The following is an 18,672-nucleotide window of genomic DNA, read 5'->3' as shown; positions in this document are numbered from 1 at the left end:
ATGAGTATGTTCGTTAATCATAATGTGCCCTCAAACAAGATTTGAAGATCTGATCATGACATTGAGATTTAGTTCAAAAAAATCCCCGCTAATTTCTTAGCAGGGATTTGTGTATAAGAGACAGCCAATAGGGGCTTTTTTGTCTTCTGACATTAAATGCTGATCACTGTCACTTATAAAGCAAAGCATCTGATCTAACGCTGGAATTTAATAGTGCATTCGCACTATTCCAAATTTAAGAAAGCTTAGCTTAATCTATGGATTAACTTTATTTAGATTACGTTTATTCTTAGGGGTAACTAAAGAATAAAAATTACACAATATTAAATTAATGTAGCTTTAAATAATTTGGATAGATATTTACTTGGGAATTTGGTAAAAGTGGTGGCCCCTCCCAGACTCGAACTGGGGACCTAACGATTATGAGTCGTGTGCTCTAACCAACTGAGCTAAGGGGCCAACTTTATATAACTGCTAGGCAGTTAATTTTTGAAGCGTTCAGTCACAGAGCGACTAAAGCGGGTTGCAGTATAAAAACTTTTTAGGTGCTTGTCACTACCAAAAACCTTTATTTTAACAATCAACAAGCTAACTGCTTAAATAGTAATCTTTTAAGTGAGCATAAACATAAAATGTAAGATATTTACCGTGCTATTCACTGCATTAAATTATAAACAAAACCTATCCCATATAGTCTTTTATATTTAACCCTCTACTTTTTAAGCAAAGCTAACATATATGTGTAGGCATACAAGGCTGTAAAAAATATGCTTGGGGCTACTGTCAGTGCCAGATTAGGTGTCTGATTAACTACATTCACCATAATCACTAAGCTCGATTGAACAGTAATCGGAATAATAGGCGCAAAAAGTACGCCTGCTATTTTTTTATTACTTAAATACGAGGCGCTAGAGTTAATTGCATTATTAAAACTTTGTCGTATTGCGACGTTTTGTGGTGTTTTAGAATGAAACATACAAATAATTGGAGTTACGAACGCAAGCGTTACATAACTAAACTTATACTTGTTGACGACCTTTTCTAAAATAAAGGTAAAAAACAGCGTTACAAATCCACTATACAACCCTTGCACTAATGCAGCTTGAAAAGTGACCGATTTAGCAATGTCTGCCGCACTATTTGCCCAGAAGGCCCAACTAAAATAAAAAATGAATGACACAACGCCTGACATTATAAGTCGAATATTCAATTAACTACCTCAACATGCCTAAAAACCTAGTTTAATGATAACACTAGAAGTGAAGGTAATATTGTCACTAAATAATAAGGTATTTGATTGTATATTATAGATGTATAAACACACTAATGTTGAAGATTTCCTAAATGGCATCAAATCAGAATCTGAGCGCGACTGTTAGCTGGAAGCTTATTAGTAAACAATAAGTATAGTTTTAAAATAATATTGGGAGTGAGTTAAGGAAGTGAATTAATGGGTTGAAGAGTTTTAAAAAATGGATTTAATCTAAAAACTCTCTAAAAACTAATATTGTGAGCCGATCGGTACTAAAGTATTTAGCTAAACCTCAGTAGTCGGCTTACACAATATATAATCTGTCATTATTTTTTCGCAATAATGTAGATTGCATGTATTAACCCTGGGAAATAACCTAGCAGTGTTAATAGAATATTTAACCAAAAATGCATACCTAAGCCAACTTGCAAAAACACACCTAATGGCGGTAATAAAACCGAAAGTATTATACGAATAATATCCATGATCAAACTCCATTTAAATTAAACATTGAAAAGACTTAAAGCCCAGTATTACTGGGCCTTAACTATACTGTATTATTCAGCAACAATAGCTAGTTTATCAACTACGTCGCGAACATCTTCAGCATTTTTAGCAATTTTAACTGCTAGTTGCTTTTCAGCTTCAGACTCTACAGAGCCATTCAGAGTTACCACACCGTTGTCGGTATCAACATCAATGTCTGTACCACCTACTTCTGAGTCAAACAGGAAGCGAGTTGTGATTACAGTGGTGATTTTAGCGTCCGTTAGGTCGTTATCATCATCGTCCATCATGTCGTTGTTTTTATCTTCGGTGTCCATGCTTTTAACAACAGTAAGGCTGTTATCAACATCAGTTACACCATCTAGGCTAAGTACAAGTTCTTCTGCTAGCTCTTTATCGAGTTCGCTATTAACTTTACCTGTAAGTACTACCTTGCCATTTTTTACATCAGTGTTAATGTCAAAGTTGTTTAGATTAGTGTTCATAAGTAGAACGGTTTCTGCCTTACCATCAATCCAAGCATCTTTACTTTCGTTTTCCCAGCTGTTTGCTTGGGCACCCATAGCCGTAGTACCAAGAACTAGAGCTGCGATAATAGATTTGTTAAATGTTTTCATAATCTTTCTCCTTTTGATTAAAGACACTTTAACTAATGCGAGCTTCAGGCCAACTTTATTTATACTTAAAATTCAAAGGCTTGAATTAATTAAAAGATAAAACCTTATCTATGTTTGTGTAACTATTTACAGGCTACTCGGTAAAACTTTCTCAAATAGTGAAAATAGCTAGATAATTGCTCTTTTGGTTAATCTATCGTTAATATAACAAAACAAAAAACACCGTTAAAAAATAACCAATTGATAATTAATGAAATTATATTTGGTACGCGGTTTGCAGCCTAACTACAAGAGCAGTATCAATAGTAAATATAATAAGGAATAACTCATGTCTGTAAAAGTTGAAGACCGCCCAATAGAGCAAGTACGCGAACAAGTGATTGATCAATTAATTTATAATTACAGTCATGGTGTTATTTCTGTTGATGCATTCGAAAGACGTTTAGATAATGCGATGGATGCACCTAATAACGAAGCTCTGCTAGCCTTAGTAGAAGACTTAACACTTAATACCGATCAGCAATATAAAGCAGAAAAACAATCGCAATTTACACCACATTATAGTGCACAGCAAAACAGTGATGATGATTTTACATTACGCAGTATTTTAGGATCTAACGAGCGAAGTGGTCAGTGGGTTGTGCCAAAAAATATATATTTGAGTAACTTTATGGGATCGGTGGTGCTTGATTTTACCGATGCTATTTTTGCGCATCAAAATGTAACTATTCACGTTAACTGTATTTTTGGTAGCGATGAAATTTACGTACCAGAGCATGTCAATGTAGTGTCTAAAATGTTTTGTATTTTAAGTAGCCTTGAAAATAAATCTGTGTCGCTTAACAAACGCCAAGGCCCTACAATTCATATTGAAGGAAAGGCAGTAATGGGCTCGGTTGAGGTAAAAATAAAGCGCACAATTAAAGAAAAATTTATGAGCTTTGCAAATGAGCTAAAAACCCAGTTTGGCACGGGTAATAATAATCGCTCACTATAATTGAGTAGCAGCACTTTAGCGTGCTGCTTAGTATTTTATTATAAATCGTTATTTCGCTCGCTTGGTATATCACTTAAATACTCTACAAACTCAACTTCAAACCCTGCAGGATCAATAAAGTAGACATTCTTTCTGAAAGGATTCTCGCTACCTTGCTTGCTTAGAGTAAAACCCGCTTTATTTAAGCGCATTACTACTGCGCTTAAATTATTAGTTACATAAGCAAAGTGTGCAAAACCAATTTGATGGCCCGATAAGTTTCTGTTTTCACCTTCACCATGACTGCTTATCGCAATGTAATGCGTGTCATCTCCAAAGTGTACCCAGCGTCTTGGTTTTCCATGCCAATCGCCTCTGCCCTCACTTCTAATCGACCAATGTGGAAATACAGCGCGATAAAATGTAAGCATACTATCTATATCACTCGCGACTAAGTTTACGTGCTCTAAATACATAATGTTATCCTATCAGTTAAGTTAGGAGTACGATAAAACCTCAAGTTAACTTTAGGTAAAGTGTTATTTAAATTTAATTTATTTAAATGCAGATAATTATTTTTTAAAAATATATAAACTTTTCAATCTTGTATAAAAAACAAACACAAGTATTTGGGGTTTATTGTTTACTTTATGGCAAAAGTCGCTAAAATACGCCGGCTGAAATATATAAACGTTCTTTTACAACCCAAAGGTAATACCATGCATCCAATGTTAAACATTGCGGTTCGCGCTGCGCGCAACGCAGGCAAAATTTTACTTCGCGCAAGTGAAGATTTATCAAAAGTTGAAGTGCAACAAAAAGGCGCTAACGACTTAGTAACTAACATTGATAAAGAAGCCGAAGCCGTAATTCGTGACACTATTTTACAGTCTTACCCTACTCACTCAATTGTTGGTGAAGAACTAGGTGAGCATAAAGGCAAGGATGATGATTACCAATGGATTGTAGATCCTATCGATGGAACAACTAACTTCATCAAAGGTATCCCTCATTACGCGGTTTCTATCGCACTTAAAGTTAAAGGTCGTTTAGACCAAGCTGTTATTTATGATCCAATTCGTGGTGAGCTTTTCACTGCATCTCGCGGTCAAGGCACTCAGTTAAACAGTAAACGTCTACGCGTTAGCAAAACTACGGTTCTTGCAGGCACTGTACTTGCTACTGGTTTCCCGTTCAAAAACAAAAACCACATGGATGCATACACTGAAGCGTTTAAAGCATTATTTGTACACACTGCTGATATTCGCCGTGCAGGTTGTTCTGCTTTAGATATGGCATACGTTGCAGCTGGCCGTGTTGATGGATTTTTTGAAATTGGTTTAAAACCTTGGAACTCTGCTGCAGGCGAACTTATGGTTAAAGAAGCGGGCGGTATGGTTGTAGATTTCGCCGGTGGTAATAACTATAACCACAGCGGCAATATTATCTGTGGTTCACCAAAACTGACTCAAGCAATTATTCGCGAAATTCGTCCAGTATTAACTGAGTCGTTACTTCGCTAATTAAATGCTATGAATAGCATACTAAAAAGGAGCCTAGGCTCCTTTTTTTGTGCCTAAAAATAAGGGTTATCGAGTTTAATCTCTATCGTTTTACCTTTTGTATAAGGTAGTGTATTTAAATCCTTTGCGAAATATTCATTAAATAATGCATCAAACTCGCCGTTTGTCTGCATTAATATTAAGCCCTCCTCTACTGCCTTTGCCAATTCGGGTTTACTCTTAGTCACAAAATAATAAATACCCGTTGGGTAGCTTATATATAAATCAGGCACAACGACTAAGTTACTTTGTTTGTTTTCAATAAGCTCAGAATTAACCTCAATAAACGAGCGAGGAAAGTAATCTATTCGCCCACGGCTCGTTAAAGTGAACATGGCTTGGTAATTGGTAAGCGGCCTTACACGTAAGCCGTTATAGGACATTATTCTTGTATCTGGCCAGTTGTGACCCTGCACTGCTGAAAACTCTCCTAGCTGCTCTAGGGTTTTTACGTCTTTAAAGCGTGCTACGTTTTGTTTATTAGTGAGTAAAGCCCGCTTTCCTATATAACCTTTAAATAGTGGTATTTTAATAGCTAAAGCAAGTGCCTCTCGCTCTGGACTACTCATACTCCAATACATATCTAGTTCGTTATCATTTAGGTTTATGAGCTTACGTTTTTGCTGATCTGATATGGGAGTCATCCTAATAACCCCAGGATAGTTAACACTCTCAAGTGCACGTACCAGTAGCTCACTTAAGTACTCTTCTCGTGCGTTTTGAGTATCTTGCTTTTGGGCTACATTAATTATTTGCTCTTGCGCCATAAGTGCAAAACTTGCAAGCAGACCAAGTACACTGGTCGAGATTTTTATTGGCAACATAATAATTACCTATTTTTATTTAAATTACCTGCTTATTGCTTGCTAGGCGCACCACTGCGGGCGCAGGCCCTTTACGTTTGCAAATAAACAAATAACTATGGCGATAACGTTTGGCTTCTTTTTTAGCATCAGTTGCGAGTGCTGCAACTTGGTGACTGTTTTTACATTGTTGTAAATCAGGCTCAACTAAGCCAATCGATAACGTTAGTAGCGGCACAAATTGCTTTTCTCCTTCACGATTTGTGGCCCAATACCCTTCGCTCTTTATGTGCTCAGGTGTAAAAAATATACGAGACTGGAGTTGAAATTGCTCAATAATGGTATTACATATATCAACCGCGTTGTGCTGATCAAACACCACCATAAAGTCATCGCCACCTATATGTCCTACAAAGTTAGCACTATTTTTACACGCTTGCACTGTTACATCAGCTAATAGTTTAATTACACTGTCGCCGCTAGCGTAGCCGTATAAGTCATTAAATTGCTTAAAATGATTTAAGTCTATATACGCGAGTGAAAACGGATTACTACCTTTTAATCGCTGCTCTATAGCTTCATTAATTGCCACATTACCAGGGAGCATAGTCAGTGGATTAGCGTGTTGTGCATGGCGTATTTTTTCTTCGGTTATGTGTTTTAAAATATCGCGAAGCGGCGCTAAACCTAAATAAGCGTTTTCTCTGGTTATCACTATATGGCGGCGTATATCAAAGTCTTGCTCAGTTATTTGTTTACTTACGGTATCGAGTAATTGGTTTTCGTCAACGACTAAGGGCTGCTTATCCATCAGTGCAGTAACGGGGCGTTTATCGTAAAGAGCATGCCCATAGGGCGCTGCAAAAACTTCTGTTAATTGATCTCTGTGAAGTAACCCTACTGGCTGGTTTTCAGTATTTAACACTGCAATGCTTATGAGTGATTTATCTTGCTCAAAGAGCTTATGCGCATCTTTACAGCGAGTGTCGCTGCTTATTGCAAGTTGCGTAATCGATAAGCGACCTATGGCCATAGATTGATCAAACAATGTGTTTGATTGCGTAAATGAAAGAGCTTTTAGTTGCTCTGAGCTGAAATCTTCACTTGGCTTTATGCTTGGCTTTTCGAGTAAAAACCCTTGTACATTACTAATGCCTAAGTTTTCTACAAATGTAAGCTCTTCTGGACGTTCGATGCCTTCGGCAATAACCTGAGTATTAGTAGCTCTGGCCAAAATAGTAATAGATTTCAAAAACTCTTTTTTAACTTCGCTTTCATCACAATGATCAATAAAATAGCGGTCAATTTTTACAAAATCAGGGCATAGTTCAGACCATTGCTTTAACCCTGAATACCCAGCGCCTAAATCATCTATTGCTATAGTAAAACCGAGCTCTCGATAATGGGCTATCGTTTTTAATAACAAGAAGCCATCATCTACTTTTTCTTGCTCAGTAACCTCTATAACTACACGGTTAGCAGCTAAGCCAAATTGCTCTATTAGGTGCAATGTTTCCCCTTTAGGGTGGCAAGGGTCTAGTAGTGTTTTAGGGCTTACATTTAAAAATAATTTACCTTGTAGGTTAAGCCTTACAAAGTTTTCAATCGCTTTAGAGCGACATAGTAATTCAAGCTCCGAAATTAAACACTCCTCATGGGCAACTTTAAATAACGTATTAGGCATTTCTAACGGGCTATTTTTAGGTCCTCGACTAAGTGCTTCGTAACCTAAAATAACTTGATTACTAATATCAAAAATAGGCTGAAACAGCGTTGTTATTTCACCGCTTTTTAAAATGTACTCTAATACTTTGCGCTGAATCGTCACGTATTTGCCTTACAACTATTTTGATTGGAGCAATAAAGTACCAAGTGTGTATGACATTTTTATTGCGCAAAAAAATGCGCTCATAAAAAAACCGCTCATAAGAGCGGTTTTTATTAAGTACAAACCTAGTTACGGCATAGCGTCTTGGTCTGCGCCTTCTTTTTCAATTACTTCTGGTATTAAATCTTCTTTGCTTACGCCCATTGCTATAGCAACAGAGCTTGCAACATAAATCGAAGAATAAGTACCAATAAACACACCAAACAGTAATGCAGTTGCAAAACCATGAATGGTTTGTCCGCCCCATGTAAACAAGGCAATCAATACTAAAATAGTCGTGATTGATGTTACAAGTGTACGGTTAAGTGTTTGCGTAAGTGAAATATCAATAATTTCTATCGTATCGTCAATGCGTACCTTACGGAAGTTTTCACGTATACGGTCTGATACAACAATCGTATCATTGAGTGAATAACCAATTACCGCAAGAATTGCCGCTAATATAGTTAAATCAAACTCTAAACCTAATACCGAAAATAAACCCACAGTAATGATAACATCGTGTAGTAGTGCACCTACCGCACCTACTGCAAAGCGCCATTCAAAACGAAACGCAACGTAGATTAAGATACAAATAAGCGCAGTTAACATGGCAAGGCCACCCTGCTCTTTTAAGTCTTCACCTACACTTGGGCCTACAAATTCAATACGGCGCATTACTACGCTGTCGTCTGCTTTTTTAAGTGCATCGATTACTTGGTTACCAATTACTTCAGCTTTTACATCGCTACCGCGTGGTGCTAAGCGAACTAAAATTTCTTGGCTTGAACCAAATAGCTGCACTGATGCATCAGCAAAACCATTATCAGCTAGTGCATCACGTACTTTTTTAAGGTCAGCCGGTTGTGAAAAACCCACTTCTACCGCAGTACCGCCGGTAAAATCTAAACCAAAGTTTAGGCCTTTGATAAAAATTGATGCAAACGACGCTAAAATTAGTAGCGTCGAGAAACCCATAGCCACTTTTCGAAGAGACATGAAACGAAGGGTTCTACTACCCAAACTTAAAATTTGCATGTCTGCTCCTTAAATCGAAAGTTTATCAATGCGTTTACCACCAACAAATAAGTTGATTACCGCACGGGTACCAACGATGGCTGTAAACATTGAAGTTAAAATACCAATCGCAAGTGTCACTGCAAAGCCCGCAATCGGACCAGTGCCCACTGCAAACAGTATAATGGCAGCAATTAGTGTCGTGATGTTGGCATCAAATATAGTACTAAATGCGCTATCGTAACCAAAATGAATCGCTTGTTGAGGGCTACGGCCATCGGCCAGCTCTTCACGAATACGTTCAAAAATAAGTACGTTAGCATCAACCGCCATACCTACCGTTAATACAATACCGGCAATACCAGGTAGCGTAAGTGTAGCGCCCGGAATTAAAGACATAACACCTACAATTAGTACTAAGTTAGCCGCAAGCGCAAGGTTTGCAACCATACCAAAACCTTTGTAGTACACAAGCATAAACACAAGTACAAACGCAAAGCCAAGTGCAACCGCAGTCATACCCGCTTCAATATTTTCTTGTCCTAAGCTTGGACCTACTGTGCGCTCTTCAACAATTTGAATTGGCGCTACAAGTGCACCAGCACGAAGTAGTAAGCTTAAGTTATGTGCTTCTGCTGGGTTATCAATGCCGGTAATACGGAACGAGCGATCAAGACGGGCTTGAATCGTTGCTACGTTAATAACTTCTTCAACCTTAATAGGCGGAAGCGCTTTACCGTCTGCATCTTTTTTACCTGATGGCTTGTACTCAATAAATACCGTTGCCATACGCTTACCAATAGCACGCTTGGTAAAGGCATTCATTTTTGCCCCACCTTTGCTATCTAACGTAATACTTACTTGCGGACGTTGGTATTCATCAGCGCCAGATTGCGCGCCCGTAATATGGCTGCCCTCTAAAATAATACGCTTTTTAAGTACAACAGGGTAACCGTCGCGGCTCATGATCATTTCAGTACCCGCTGGGATACGACCTTGGGCAGCAGCGCTAATATCTGCGTTTTCGTCTACTTCACGAAATTCAAGTGTTGCTGTCGCGCCTAAAATTTCTTTAGCACGTGCAGTATCTTGAATGCCTGGTAGTTGAACAATAATACGCTCAGCGCCTTGGCGTTGTACGTTAGGCTCTGCAACACCAATTTGGTTGATACGGTTACGAATAATCGTTTCATTTTGCTTGATAGCGTAGTCACGAATTTCTTTGAGTTTTTGCTCACTCATTGTCGCAAAAAATGCTTTATCGTTACTGCTGTCATCAATGTAGACATTTAGCGGGTAGCGAGTTTCTAAGAAACTCTCTGCAGCATTTTTGTCTTCTTCAGTACGCATTTCTACACGCATACGATCGGAGCCTGCTACGCGGCGAACACTACGATAACGTAGTTTTTCTTCGCGCAGGTCACTGCGAAAATCTTGTTCCATTTGCTCAAGCTGGTTATCAACCGCTGTTGCCATGTCGATTTCCATGGTGAAATGTACGCCACCACTTAAATCAAGACCTAGCTTCATAGGGTTACCACCAACCGCTTTTAACCAAGCTGGTTGAGCAGGTGCCATATTAATAGCGGAAATGTAATCGTCGCTCAGCGAATCACGCAGTAAATCATGCGCTTTAAGCTGTTCTTCAACATTTTTTAAACGAACTAAAATTTGCCCATCTTCAAGTATTGTCGATTTAGCGGTTACATTATTTTTTTCAAGGATTGCGTTTACTTTGTCTACAACACTGAGATCGACATCAGCGCCTTTAGCACCTGAAACTTGTATGGCCGGATCACGACCATACAAGTTTGGAGAGGCATATAAAAGGCCAATGGCTACCACAGCTAAAACAAGTAAATACTTCCAAACTGGAAACTTGTTTAACACGGGGTCGTCCTTATTATTTTTATAGCGACTTCATTGTGCCTTTTGGCAATACTGCAGATACTGCAGATTTTTGTACTGTAACTTCTGCTTGCTCGTTTAAAGAGATAACGATGAAATCTTTCTCTTCAGAAATTTTCACAATTTTACCCACTAAACCGCCTTGGGTAAGTACTTCATCACCTTTAGCCATCATACTCATTAAGCTTTTGTGCTCTTTAACGCGCTTAGCTTGTGGGCGGTAGATTAAAAAGTAAAAAACCAAACCGAAAATAGCTAACATTATTAGCATTTCCCAACCACCGCCTGCCGCAGGTTGACCAGCTGCTGCGTGTGCATTTGAAATAAATAAACTCATGATACTTCCTCTTTAATTTTAAAGTTTAATTTTTTATATCTGCTAACTCTGGCACATCTTGGCCTCGGCGAGCATAAAAATCTTGTACAAATTCTTCTAATTTACCTTCGCTAATTGCATTACGTAAACCTTCCATAACACGTTGATAGTAACGTAAGTTATGAATTGTGTTTAGTCGCGCACCTAAAATTTCGTTACATTTATCAAGGTGATGCAAATAAGCTCGTGAATAGTTTTTACACGTATGGCAATCACACTCAGGGTCAAGTGGCCCTGTATCTGTTTTATGCACTGCGTTACGTATTTTTACTACACCCGTGGTAATAAATAAATGGCCGTTACGCGCATTACGTGTTGGCATAACACAGTCAAACATATCAATACCACGGCGAACCGACTCAACTAAGTCTTCTGGCTTGCCTACACCCATAAGGTAACGAGGCTTGTCTTCTGGCATTTTAAACGCACAATGATCAAGGATATTAATCATTTCGTTTTTAGGCTCACCTACTGATAGGCCACCTAATGCATAACCGTCAAAACCAATTTCTTCAAGGCCAGCTTGTGATTGTGCACGTAATTCTGGGTACATACCACCTTGGATAATACCAAATAAAGCAGATGGATTATCGCCATGCCCTTCTTTTGAGCGCTTAGCCCAACGAAGAGATAACTCCATAGAATCTTTAGCTTCTTTTTCAGTTGCTGGGTATGGCGTACACTCGTCAAAAATCATAACGATGTCTGAGCCTAAGTCGCGCTGTACTTCCATCGACTTTTCAGGCGACATCATAATTTCATCACCATTTACTGGAGATTGAAATAAAACGCCTTCTTCAGTGATTTTGCGCATTGCGCCTAAGCTAAATACTTGAAAACCGCCTGAGTCAGTTAAAATTGGGAAGTCCCAATTCATAAAGTCGTGTAAATCACCATGTTGTTTAATGATCTCAGTACCTGGGCGAAGCATTAAATGAAAGGTATTACCTAAACATATTTGCGCACCAGTGGCTTTAACTTCATCTGGCGTCATACCTTTTACAGTACCGTAAGTACCAACAGGCATAAAAGCAGGTGTTTCTATTACACCACGGTCAAAAATCAAGCGGCCGCGGCGCGCTTTTCCGTCAGTACAATCTAATTCAAATTTCATATCATCCTCAATGTCGGAAAAACAGTCCAACAAGCTATAATTTAACCGCCTGATTCTACCCTTTTTGCCTCACTAATACTATTAGCTGCGATAAATTCAGTTTTGCCAATTGCCGCAAACAAAAACCCCAGCAACTAAGCTGGGGGTTTTAATATATTCTACTGAGTATTAAACAATATTTTGTTACTTTCGTGTTAAAAACATGGCGTCGCCATAACTAAAAAAGCGGTACTGCTGCTCTATTGCAGTATTGTAAGCGCCCATAATATTGTCTTGGCCGCTAAATGCGCTGACTAACATTATAAGCGTTGATTCTGGTAAGTGAAAATTTGTGACCATGGCATCAACAACATTAAATTGATAACCCGGAAAAATAAATATATCGGTATCACCAAAATACGTATCTAACTTGCCGCCGTGAACTTTAGCAGCCGACTCTAATGAGCGAACTGAAGTTGTGCCTACCGCAATTACACGCCCACCATTTGCTTTAGTTTGCGCAACAGCTGCAACTACGTCATCAGGTACTTCTATGTACTCTGAGTGCATTACATGCTCATCAACACTATCAACTCGTACCGGCTGAAAAGTACCAGCACCAACGTGTAGCGTAACAAAAGCCATGTTTACGCCTTTATCTTTGAGTGCTGTCATTAATTTATCGTCAAAATGTAGACCTGCAGTTGGTGCTGCAACTGCACCTGGTTTTTCTCCATAAACAGTTTGATAACGCTCACGGTCAGCATCGGTATCAGGCCGGTCAATATAAGGAGGCAGTGGCATATGGCCAATATCATTAAGTATATCTAGCACGTTTTGGCTATGATCGAACTCAAGCTCAAATAAAGTATCGTGGCGTGCAACCATTATTGCCTTGGCTTTGCCTTCTAAAATAACTTCGTTACCGACCTTAAGCGACTTACTTGCCCGTACATGCGCAAGTACGCGATGCTCATCTAATACCCGCTCTACAAGTACTTCAACTTTTCCGCCTGAAGCTTTTTGACCAAACATACGTGCTGGAATAACGCGTGTATTGTTAAAGACCAATAAATCGCCTTCGTTTACTAAATCAAGTATATCGCTAAACACTTTATGTTCTAAAGTTCCGCTTGGGCCATCTAAAGTGAGTAAACGGCTGCTGGTTCTGTCCGCTTTAGGAAAACGAGCTATTAATTCATCAGGTAAGTCAAAGCTAAAGTCAGCCACGCGCATAATTAGTAATCCACATCATTTAAAATCGCGCCAAGTGTATATGTATCGGATATTAAGCTCAAGAAATCAGCCAAACTTATAATGTCTGTTTGCGTGTTTGCGTGTTTGCGTGTTTGCCATTAAATTCTCTTGTTCTTATGGTTAAATGTCACTATTCTTATTCGGCTAAATTATTATAAGTTATATTAGGGGTGTTCAACTCGTGCCAAACCAGCTTAAATTGCTAATATTAAACGCAAGTAGTGCTGAACGTCGCGCGATTAAGGGCACTTTAGAGAGCTTAAATGTATTTACCTTTATTGATGCCCAAGACAGCCAACAAGCTTTAAAGCTTTTAAAACAACACCCTGTTGATATTATAATAACGGGCATTAATGTTGGTAAAATTGATGGCTGGCGCTTTTCTAGGATGATCCGCTCAGGGTTATTAAAAACACCAAAAAACACACCAATCTTACTTATTCCGCCAATTTACTGTGAGCGGATTGCCGAAACAACAGCCCGAAGCTATGGGATAGATGCTGTACTACCGTTTGAGCACAAAGATATGCTCCCTCAAGTACTTGCGAATGTTTTATCTACTCACTTAGAAAAAAGTAGCCGGCTAAACTTATTATTATTAGAGCCACTTCAAAATACGGCCGACAAAATAAGTGAACAGTTAAAGTTAAACTTTGCTATCACTCACGTAACTTCAGCTAAAGCGGCACTTAACGCTTATAACCAACAGCAGTTTTCAATTGTGCTACTCGATGCCACTACATCAAGTGCAGAGAGCTCGAGTGTACTCGTTGAAGAAATCCTCCAGCACAATTCTAAACAAGCTATTGTTACAATTATAGAAAGTGACGATGCCGATTACGCTGAGCAGCTTTTGCTTTCGGGTGTTACCGACTTTATTAGAGCCCCTTACGATCCTTCATTTTTAAACAAAGTGTGTGACCACGCCGCACGACGTGAAGATTTTATGGTGAGTTATGCTGAATTTGCTTACAAAGTAGAACAATTAAGCGTGAGCGAAGTGCGTTACAAAGAGTTATTTTCAGCTCATCAGCGTATTTTATTGCACTTAAATACAGTTGTTTTAGAGCTCGATCAGCAAGGTAATATTCGTTTTATTAACCCCGCATGGGAAACATTAAGCGGTTTTGGTGTTAAATCATCACTACAAAACCCATTAAGCGCTTATTGTAATAACGAAGATAAAGGAAGGCTTGACTACACTATTAACGATATTTTACATGGTGGCGAGCAACAGCAACAAATAGAAGTAAAGTTAACCCACAAAAATGGCAATTTAATTTGGGTTGAATGCAGATTGCAGCTAATAAAAAATAGTCGTAACAACGCGACTATAACCGCAACTATCGACAATATACACGAACGAAAGCAAGCTGAGATTCAACTACGTCATTTAGCACACCATGACCCATTAACTGGTTTGCATAATCGTTATTATTTTGATCAACAGCTTAATAAAATATGCCAGGATAAATACACCTATGATGGCATTGAGCATGCTGTTATTTATATTGACCTCGATCACTTTAAAATAATAAACGACAGTAAAGGCCATCATCAGGGCGATATAGTTTTAAAAGAAGTGGCGCAATTATTTAAAGCAAATATTGGCGACGATCACCTGGTATGCAGAATTGGTGGGGATGAATTTGCAGTCATACTTACCAATATGAATTTACTGGATGCACACCTTATTGCAGAAGGTGTGTGTAGTGCGATAGAAAAACATGCTTTTAAATCAGAAGATCAGATATACACTATTAGCTGCTCTATTGGTTTAACTCAAATCACGACACAAAATAATGACCCTAATGAGTGTTTAAAACAAGCCGATATTGCTTTGTATATTGCCAAAAACCTAGGGCGTAACTTAGTACATTGCTATTCAAAAGAAGATGCTCAAAACAATACACTACAAACAGGGCTTGAATGGGGCCATGAAATTCGCCAAGCACTACAGCAAGATAATATTGAACTACATTACCAACCTATTTGGGATTTTAAAGAGTGTAAAGTTGCTTATTTTGAAGCGCTTTTACGCTTAAAACTAAAAGGTGAACTCGTATACCCAAATCAGTTTATTCCTTCTTTAGAAATGCTTAACGACACATTTTTGATGGATCAATGCGTTATACGTAATGCTATTGCTTGTGTATCTAAGCACCCAGAGTTAAACCAAGTTGCTATTAATTTGTCAGCACAATCGTTCTTAGATGAACGCTTATTGCCATTAATTGAATCAAACCTTGAAAAGTATAACGTGCCTGCTTCGCGGATAATTTTTGAAATAACTGAATCTGCGAGTATTAATAACCTAAAGGCCACTCGTAAAATGATTGAGAAGCTTAATAGCTTAGGCTGTCATTTTTCTATCGATGATTTTGGAACTGGATTTAGTACATTTAATTATTTAAAACAGCTACCAGCACAGCATGTAAAAATTGATGGCTCATTTGTAAGTGATATGCTCAATGACCCTATAGATTTAGCGTTAGTAAAAGCAATAAATGATATTAGTCGGTCTCTCGATAAGCGCTCTGTAGCTGAGTACGTTGAAAACGAAGAGATATTTTTTGCACTAAAAGAAATTGGTGTTGATTATGGGCAAGGCTACTTTATTGCACGCCCAATACCTGTTGAAAAAGTAAAAGATGAACTCGAAAAAATTTCTAAAAATAAAACGTTTTACCAACAACAAGCTAGCCCAAAATAAACAAAATTAAACAATTTTAATCATTTTATTACTACCAATATTACCTTTCTTGCCTATACTTTCAGCATCAAATAAAAATGTCGTGCCTTTTTATGCTTTTCACTTTAAAAACATGACATTACCTTTTGGCGGCGTAGTACCGATATTTATAGTGGGTTTCAAAGCTATTTAAGCTTTTAAGGAAGAAGGTATGACACAACTAGTTATGTTATTACTGATTATACATTTTGCAATCGCGTATCAGTGTTACCGCTACGCGAATATTAAAGGCTACCCAGTTAAGGTTTTTACTGTATTAGGCTGCGTGCCTTACTTTAACTTGGTGGTATGGATTTATTTATTATTTTTACCTGAACTTGAGCCTTTTGAAAGTCATCTTCAAAATCAAAAGCAGCCTTTGTAGGCTGCTTTAGTTCACTTATTATTCTGCTTTAGAAAAATCTAAACTACATTGACGCTTTAAAAACACCTCAAGCTGTTGACTAAATAGCCTAAAGTCTCGAATTCGGCCCGTAGTTTTACGCCACAAGATACCAATATCTCTATATGCATCACTTTGTGATGGTGTAGCCACCATATTTTTATTATCTAAAATACCCGCATTAATCGCCATCTGTGGTAAAAAAGTCACCCCGAGCTGATGTTCAACCATGCTTAATAGAGTATGTAAGCTTGCAGCTTCAAATGGGTTAATACAACTGGCACGGTTTAAGTGACATGCACTAAGCGCATGGCCCGTCATGCAGTGCTCGCGCTCTAATAAGAATACGCTAGCCTCTGGTAATAGGTTAAAGTCGACTACGCCCTTTGCAGCGCTGTAATCCTTATGGTGCACTAAACTAAACTGATCTTTTGCCAATACTTGTGTATGAAATTTATCTGTTTCGTACGGCAGTGCAAGTAGCGCTAAATCAATATGCCCATGTTCAAGTTTATCCAGTAGCTTGTCACTCGTATCTTCAATTAATACCAGCTCTAAATCACAAAAGGTTTCTTTACTAAAATGATAAAGCGGAGCCGCTATAAAGCTTGCAATTGTAGGTATAACACCCACAGTCAGCTTACCACTTAGTGGTGTTAAAAAGCTTTTTGTAAGTTCTTTTAAACTAATTGTATCGTTAATTATTTTACGAGAACGCTCAACAACTTCTTCACCAATACTGGTAAACATAAGGCTGCGATTTTCACGCTCAATTAGCTGACAGCCTAGTGTTTCTTCAAGATTTTGAATAGCGCTACTTAAAGTAGATTGTCCTATAAAGCAGGCGCTAGCGGCTCTGCCAAAGTGCTGATGTTGATGAACAGCTAATAAATACTGTAGTTGTTTAATACTTGGAAGGTTAGTCATTTTTTCTTTCCACAAATAAAAAGACCCCAACACCTAGGGCATTGAGATCTTTTCAAGCTAAAAGTCTTTGAGTACTTTTTTATTAAACCCCAAATGCGGTTCTTAGTACGTAGAAAATAACAATAGCAAGGGCAGCGCCAACTGGCAATGTAATTACCCAAGAAACTACAATGTTTCTGATAACACCCATGTTAAGCGCGCCAATTCCACGTGCCATACCTACACCTAATACCGCACCCACTAGGGTTTGAGTAGTAGAGATTGGCATACCAGTACCTGAGGCAATAACAACGGTAGAAGCAGCAGCTAGTTCAGCAGCAAAACCACGGCTAGGTGTTAAATGTGTAATACCTTCACCGATTGTTTTGATTACTTTTTTGCCTAAAATAGCAAGACCAGCAACAATACCAAAACCACCTAGAGGTAGAATCCACCAAGCAATAGCTGCTTTTTTAGCAATTTCACCATTGTTTTCAACAATGTTTACAACAGCTGCTAGTGGACCAATTGCATTAGCAACGTCATTAGAACCATGTGCAAATGCCATACAACATGCTGTTAGTACCATAAGAACAGCAAATACTTTTTCAACATTGTTGAACTGCATTTGTTTATCTGCTTTTGGATCAATATTTAAGCGAGATATGGCAATTTTACCAATCACAGCAACAACTATTGCAACACCTACTGACAGTGCATAGCCTTCAGCTGAGCCTAGGTCTATACCAACGTGCTTTAAGCCCTTTTTAATTGTAACCAATGCCATGATAAAACCTGCTAAGCCCATATAAAGAGGGACATAACGTTTAGCATTTTTTAGTGGTGCATCTGTATTAAAAATAAGTTTTTGTGCACTCATGAATATTAAGTATGCAATAAAGCCTGATATGGCAGGTGTTATAATCCAACTACCTACAATACCACCTACTTTATCCCATTGAATCGCCTCAGTACCTACTGCAACTAACGCAAAACCAATGATTGCACCAATGATTGAGTGAGTTGTAGATACAGGCCAACCTAAGAACGAGGCCATTAATAACCAAGCACCGGCTGCAAATAAAGACGAAATCATACCCAGAACCATTAATTCCGGAATATCTGCAAATGGTGCTGCATCAATAATTCCTTTACGAATTGTTGATGTAACCTCACCACCTGCTAAATAGGCGCCTGCAAATTCAAAAATCATCGCTATAAAAATAGCTTGTTTGATTGTTAGCGCTTTTGAACCTACAGATGTACCCATGGCGTTCGCTACGTCGTTCGCGCCAATACCATAAGCCATAAAAAAGCCGACTGCTGCGGCAATTAAAATTAATACCGTGCCGTAAGATGCAATGATATCCATTGTAAAACCTTAATCTTTCGTGTTT

The 18,672-nt window shown here is 38.4% G+C and carries 17 protein-coding genes and 1 tRNA gene; 4 read left to right on the top strand and 14 right to left on the bottom strand.

Annotation, left to right across the window (positions count from 1 at the left end; translation table 11 throughout):
- Positions 1–382 precede the first annotated feature (382 nt).
- From H5159_RS10620 to H5159_RS10605, 4 genes are all read right to left on the bottom strand, one after another.
- Positions 383–459, bottom strand: a tRNA-Ile gene (locus tag H5159_RS10620).
- A 253-nt stretch (positions 460–712) separates the two neighbouring features.
- Positions 713–1,210, bottom strand: a complete 498-nt coding sequence (locus H5159_RS10615; protein ID WP_259395960.1) for a hypothetical protein — start codon at positions 1,208–1,210, stop codon at positions 713–715.
- A 368-nt stretch (positions 1,211–1,578) separates the two neighbouring features.
- Positions 1,579–1,737, bottom strand: coding sequence for a YqaE/Pmp3 family membrane protein (locus H5159_RS10610; RefSeq protein WP_002957822.1), 159 nt, complete (start codon positions 1,735–1,737; stop codon positions 1,579–1,581).
- Positions 1,738–1,809: 72 nt separating this feature from the next.
- Positions 1,810–2,376 (bottom strand): BON domain-containing protein, encoded by a 567-nt coding sequence (locus H5159_RS10605; RefSeq protein WP_182693927.1) that lies wholly within the window; start codon positions 2,374–2,376, stop codon positions 1,810–1,812.
- 328 nt (positions 2,377–2,704) lie between these two features.
- On the opposite strand from H5159_RS10605, the gene H5159_RS10600 reads away from it, so the two are divergent.
- The gene (locus H5159_RS10600; RefSeq protein ID WP_024597540.1) at positions 2,705–3,373 is read left to right on the top strand and encodes a LiaF domain-containing protein; all 669 of its coding nucleotides are present in this window, start codon (positions 2,705–2,707) and stop codon (positions 3,371–3,373) included.
- 38 nt (positions 3,374–3,411) lie between these two features.
- On the opposite strand, the gene H5159_RS10595 is transcribed toward H5159_RS10600, so the two are convergent.
- Positions 3,412–3,828 (bottom strand): VOC family protein, encoded by a 417-nt coding sequence (locus tag H5159_RS10595; RefSeq protein ID WP_002957825.1) that lies wholly within the window; start codon positions 3,826–3,828, stop codon positions 3,412–3,414.
- Between the two features lie 243 nt (positions 3,829–4,071).
- Between H5159_RS10595 and suhB the strand changes: the two genes are divergently transcribed.
- Positions 4,072–4,875 (top strand): inositol-1-monophosphatase, encoded by an 804-nt coding sequence (suhB, locus tag H5159_RS10590; RefSeq protein WP_002957826.1) that lies wholly within the window; start codon positions 4,072–4,074, stop codon positions 4,873–4,875.
- A gap of 53 nt (positions 4,876–4,928) precedes the next feature.
- On the opposite strand, the gene H5159_RS10585 is transcribed toward suhB, so the two are convergent.
- From H5159_RS10585 to queA, 7 genes are all read right to left on the bottom strand, one after another.
- Positions 4,929–5,738: an ABC transporter substrate-binding protein gene (locus tag H5159_RS10585; protein ID WP_182695500.1), complete on the bottom strand. Its 810-nt coding sequence runs from the start codon at positions 5,736–5,738 to the stop codon at positions 4,929–4,931.
- Positions 5,739–5,757: 19 nt separating this feature from the next.
- Positions 5,758–7,545, bottom strand: coding sequence for a bifunctional diguanylate cyclase/phosphodiesterase (locus tag H5159_RS10580; RefSeq protein ID WP_182695501.1), 1,788 nt, complete (start codon positions 7,543–7,545; stop codon positions 5,758–5,760).
- 129 nt (positions 7,546–7,674) lie between these two features.
- A complete protein-coding gene (secF, locus tag H5159_RS10575; protein WP_182682574.1) occupies positions 7,675–8,622 on the bottom strand; it encodes a protein translocase subunit SecF in 948 nt (315 codons plus the stop codon).
- 9 nt (positions 8,623–8,631) lie between these two features.
- A complete protein-coding gene (secD, locus tag H5159_RS10570) occupies positions 8,632–10,491 on the bottom strand; it encodes a protein translocase subunit SecD (RefSeq protein ID WP_007586473.1) in 1,860 nt (619 codons plus the stop codon).
- A 19-nt stretch (positions 10,492–10,510) separates the two neighbouring features.
- Positions 10,511–10,846 carry a preprotein translocase subunit YajC gene (yajC, locus tag H5159_RS10565; protein WP_002957830.1) on the bottom strand — a complete coding sequence of 112 codons (336 nt, stop codon included), beginning with the start codon at positions 10,844–10,846 and terminating at the stop codon, positions 10,511–10,513.
- Positions 10,847–10,871: 25 nt separating this feature from the next.
- Positions 10,872–11,999, bottom strand: a complete 1,128-nt coding sequence (gene tgt / locus H5159_RS10560) for a tRNA guanosine(34) transglycosylase Tgt (RefSeq protein ID WP_182780260.1) — start codon at positions 11,997–11,999, stop codon at positions 10,872–10,874.
- Positions 12,000–12,182: 183 nt separating this feature from the next.
- On the bottom strand, positions 12,183–13,214 hold the full coding sequence (gene queA, locus H5159_RS10555) for a tRNA preQ1(34) S-adenosylmethionine ribosyltransferase-isomerase QueA (RefSeq protein WP_002957832.1): 1,032 nt from the start codon (positions 13,212–13,214) through the stop codon (positions 12,183–12,185).
- 202 nt (positions 13,215–13,416) lie between these two features.
- On the opposite strand from queA, the gene H5159_RS10550 reads away from it, so the two are divergent.
- Positions 13,417–15,948 (top strand): GGDEF domain-containing protein, encoded by a 2,532-nt coding sequence (locus H5159_RS10550; RefSeq protein ID WP_039489071.1) that lies wholly within the window; start codon positions 13,417–13,419, stop codon positions 15,946–15,948.
- Between the two features lie 190 nt (positions 15,949–16,138).
- A complete protein-coding gene (locus H5159_RS10545) occupies positions 16,139–16,351 on the top strand; it encodes a hypothetical protein (protein WP_002957835.1) in 213 nt (70 codons plus the stop codon).
- A gap of 18 nt (positions 16,352–16,369) precedes the next feature.
- On the opposite strand, the gene H5159_RS10540 is transcribed toward H5159_RS10545, so the two are convergent.
- Together H5159_RS10540 and H5159_RS10535 are read right to left on the bottom strand one after the other, a co-directional pair.
- Positions 16,370–17,296: a hydrogen peroxide-inducible genes activator gene (locus H5159_RS10540; protein WP_182780259.1), complete on the bottom strand. Its 927-nt coding sequence runs from the start codon at positions 17,294–17,296 to the stop codon at positions 16,370–16,372.
- A gap of 82 nt (positions 17,297–17,378) precedes the next feature.
- Positions 17,379–18,647, bottom strand: a complete 1,269-nt coding sequence (locus tag H5159_RS10535) for an inorganic phosphate transporter (protein WP_024597536.1) — start codon at positions 18,645–18,647, stop codon at positions 17,379–17,381.
- Positions 18,648–18,672: the final 25 nt, after the last annotated feature.

The sequence above is a fragment of the Pseudoalteromonas sp. SG43-1 genome, assembly GCF_014164415.1.
In the GTDB taxonomy this organism is placed as follows: Bacteria; Pseudomonadota; Gammaproteobacteria; order Enterobacterales; family Alteromonadaceae; genus Pseudoalteromonas; species Pseudoalteromonas distincta.
Note: the sequence above shows the minus strand (reverse complement) of the source record. Positions and strands in the feature narration are given on the sequence as shown.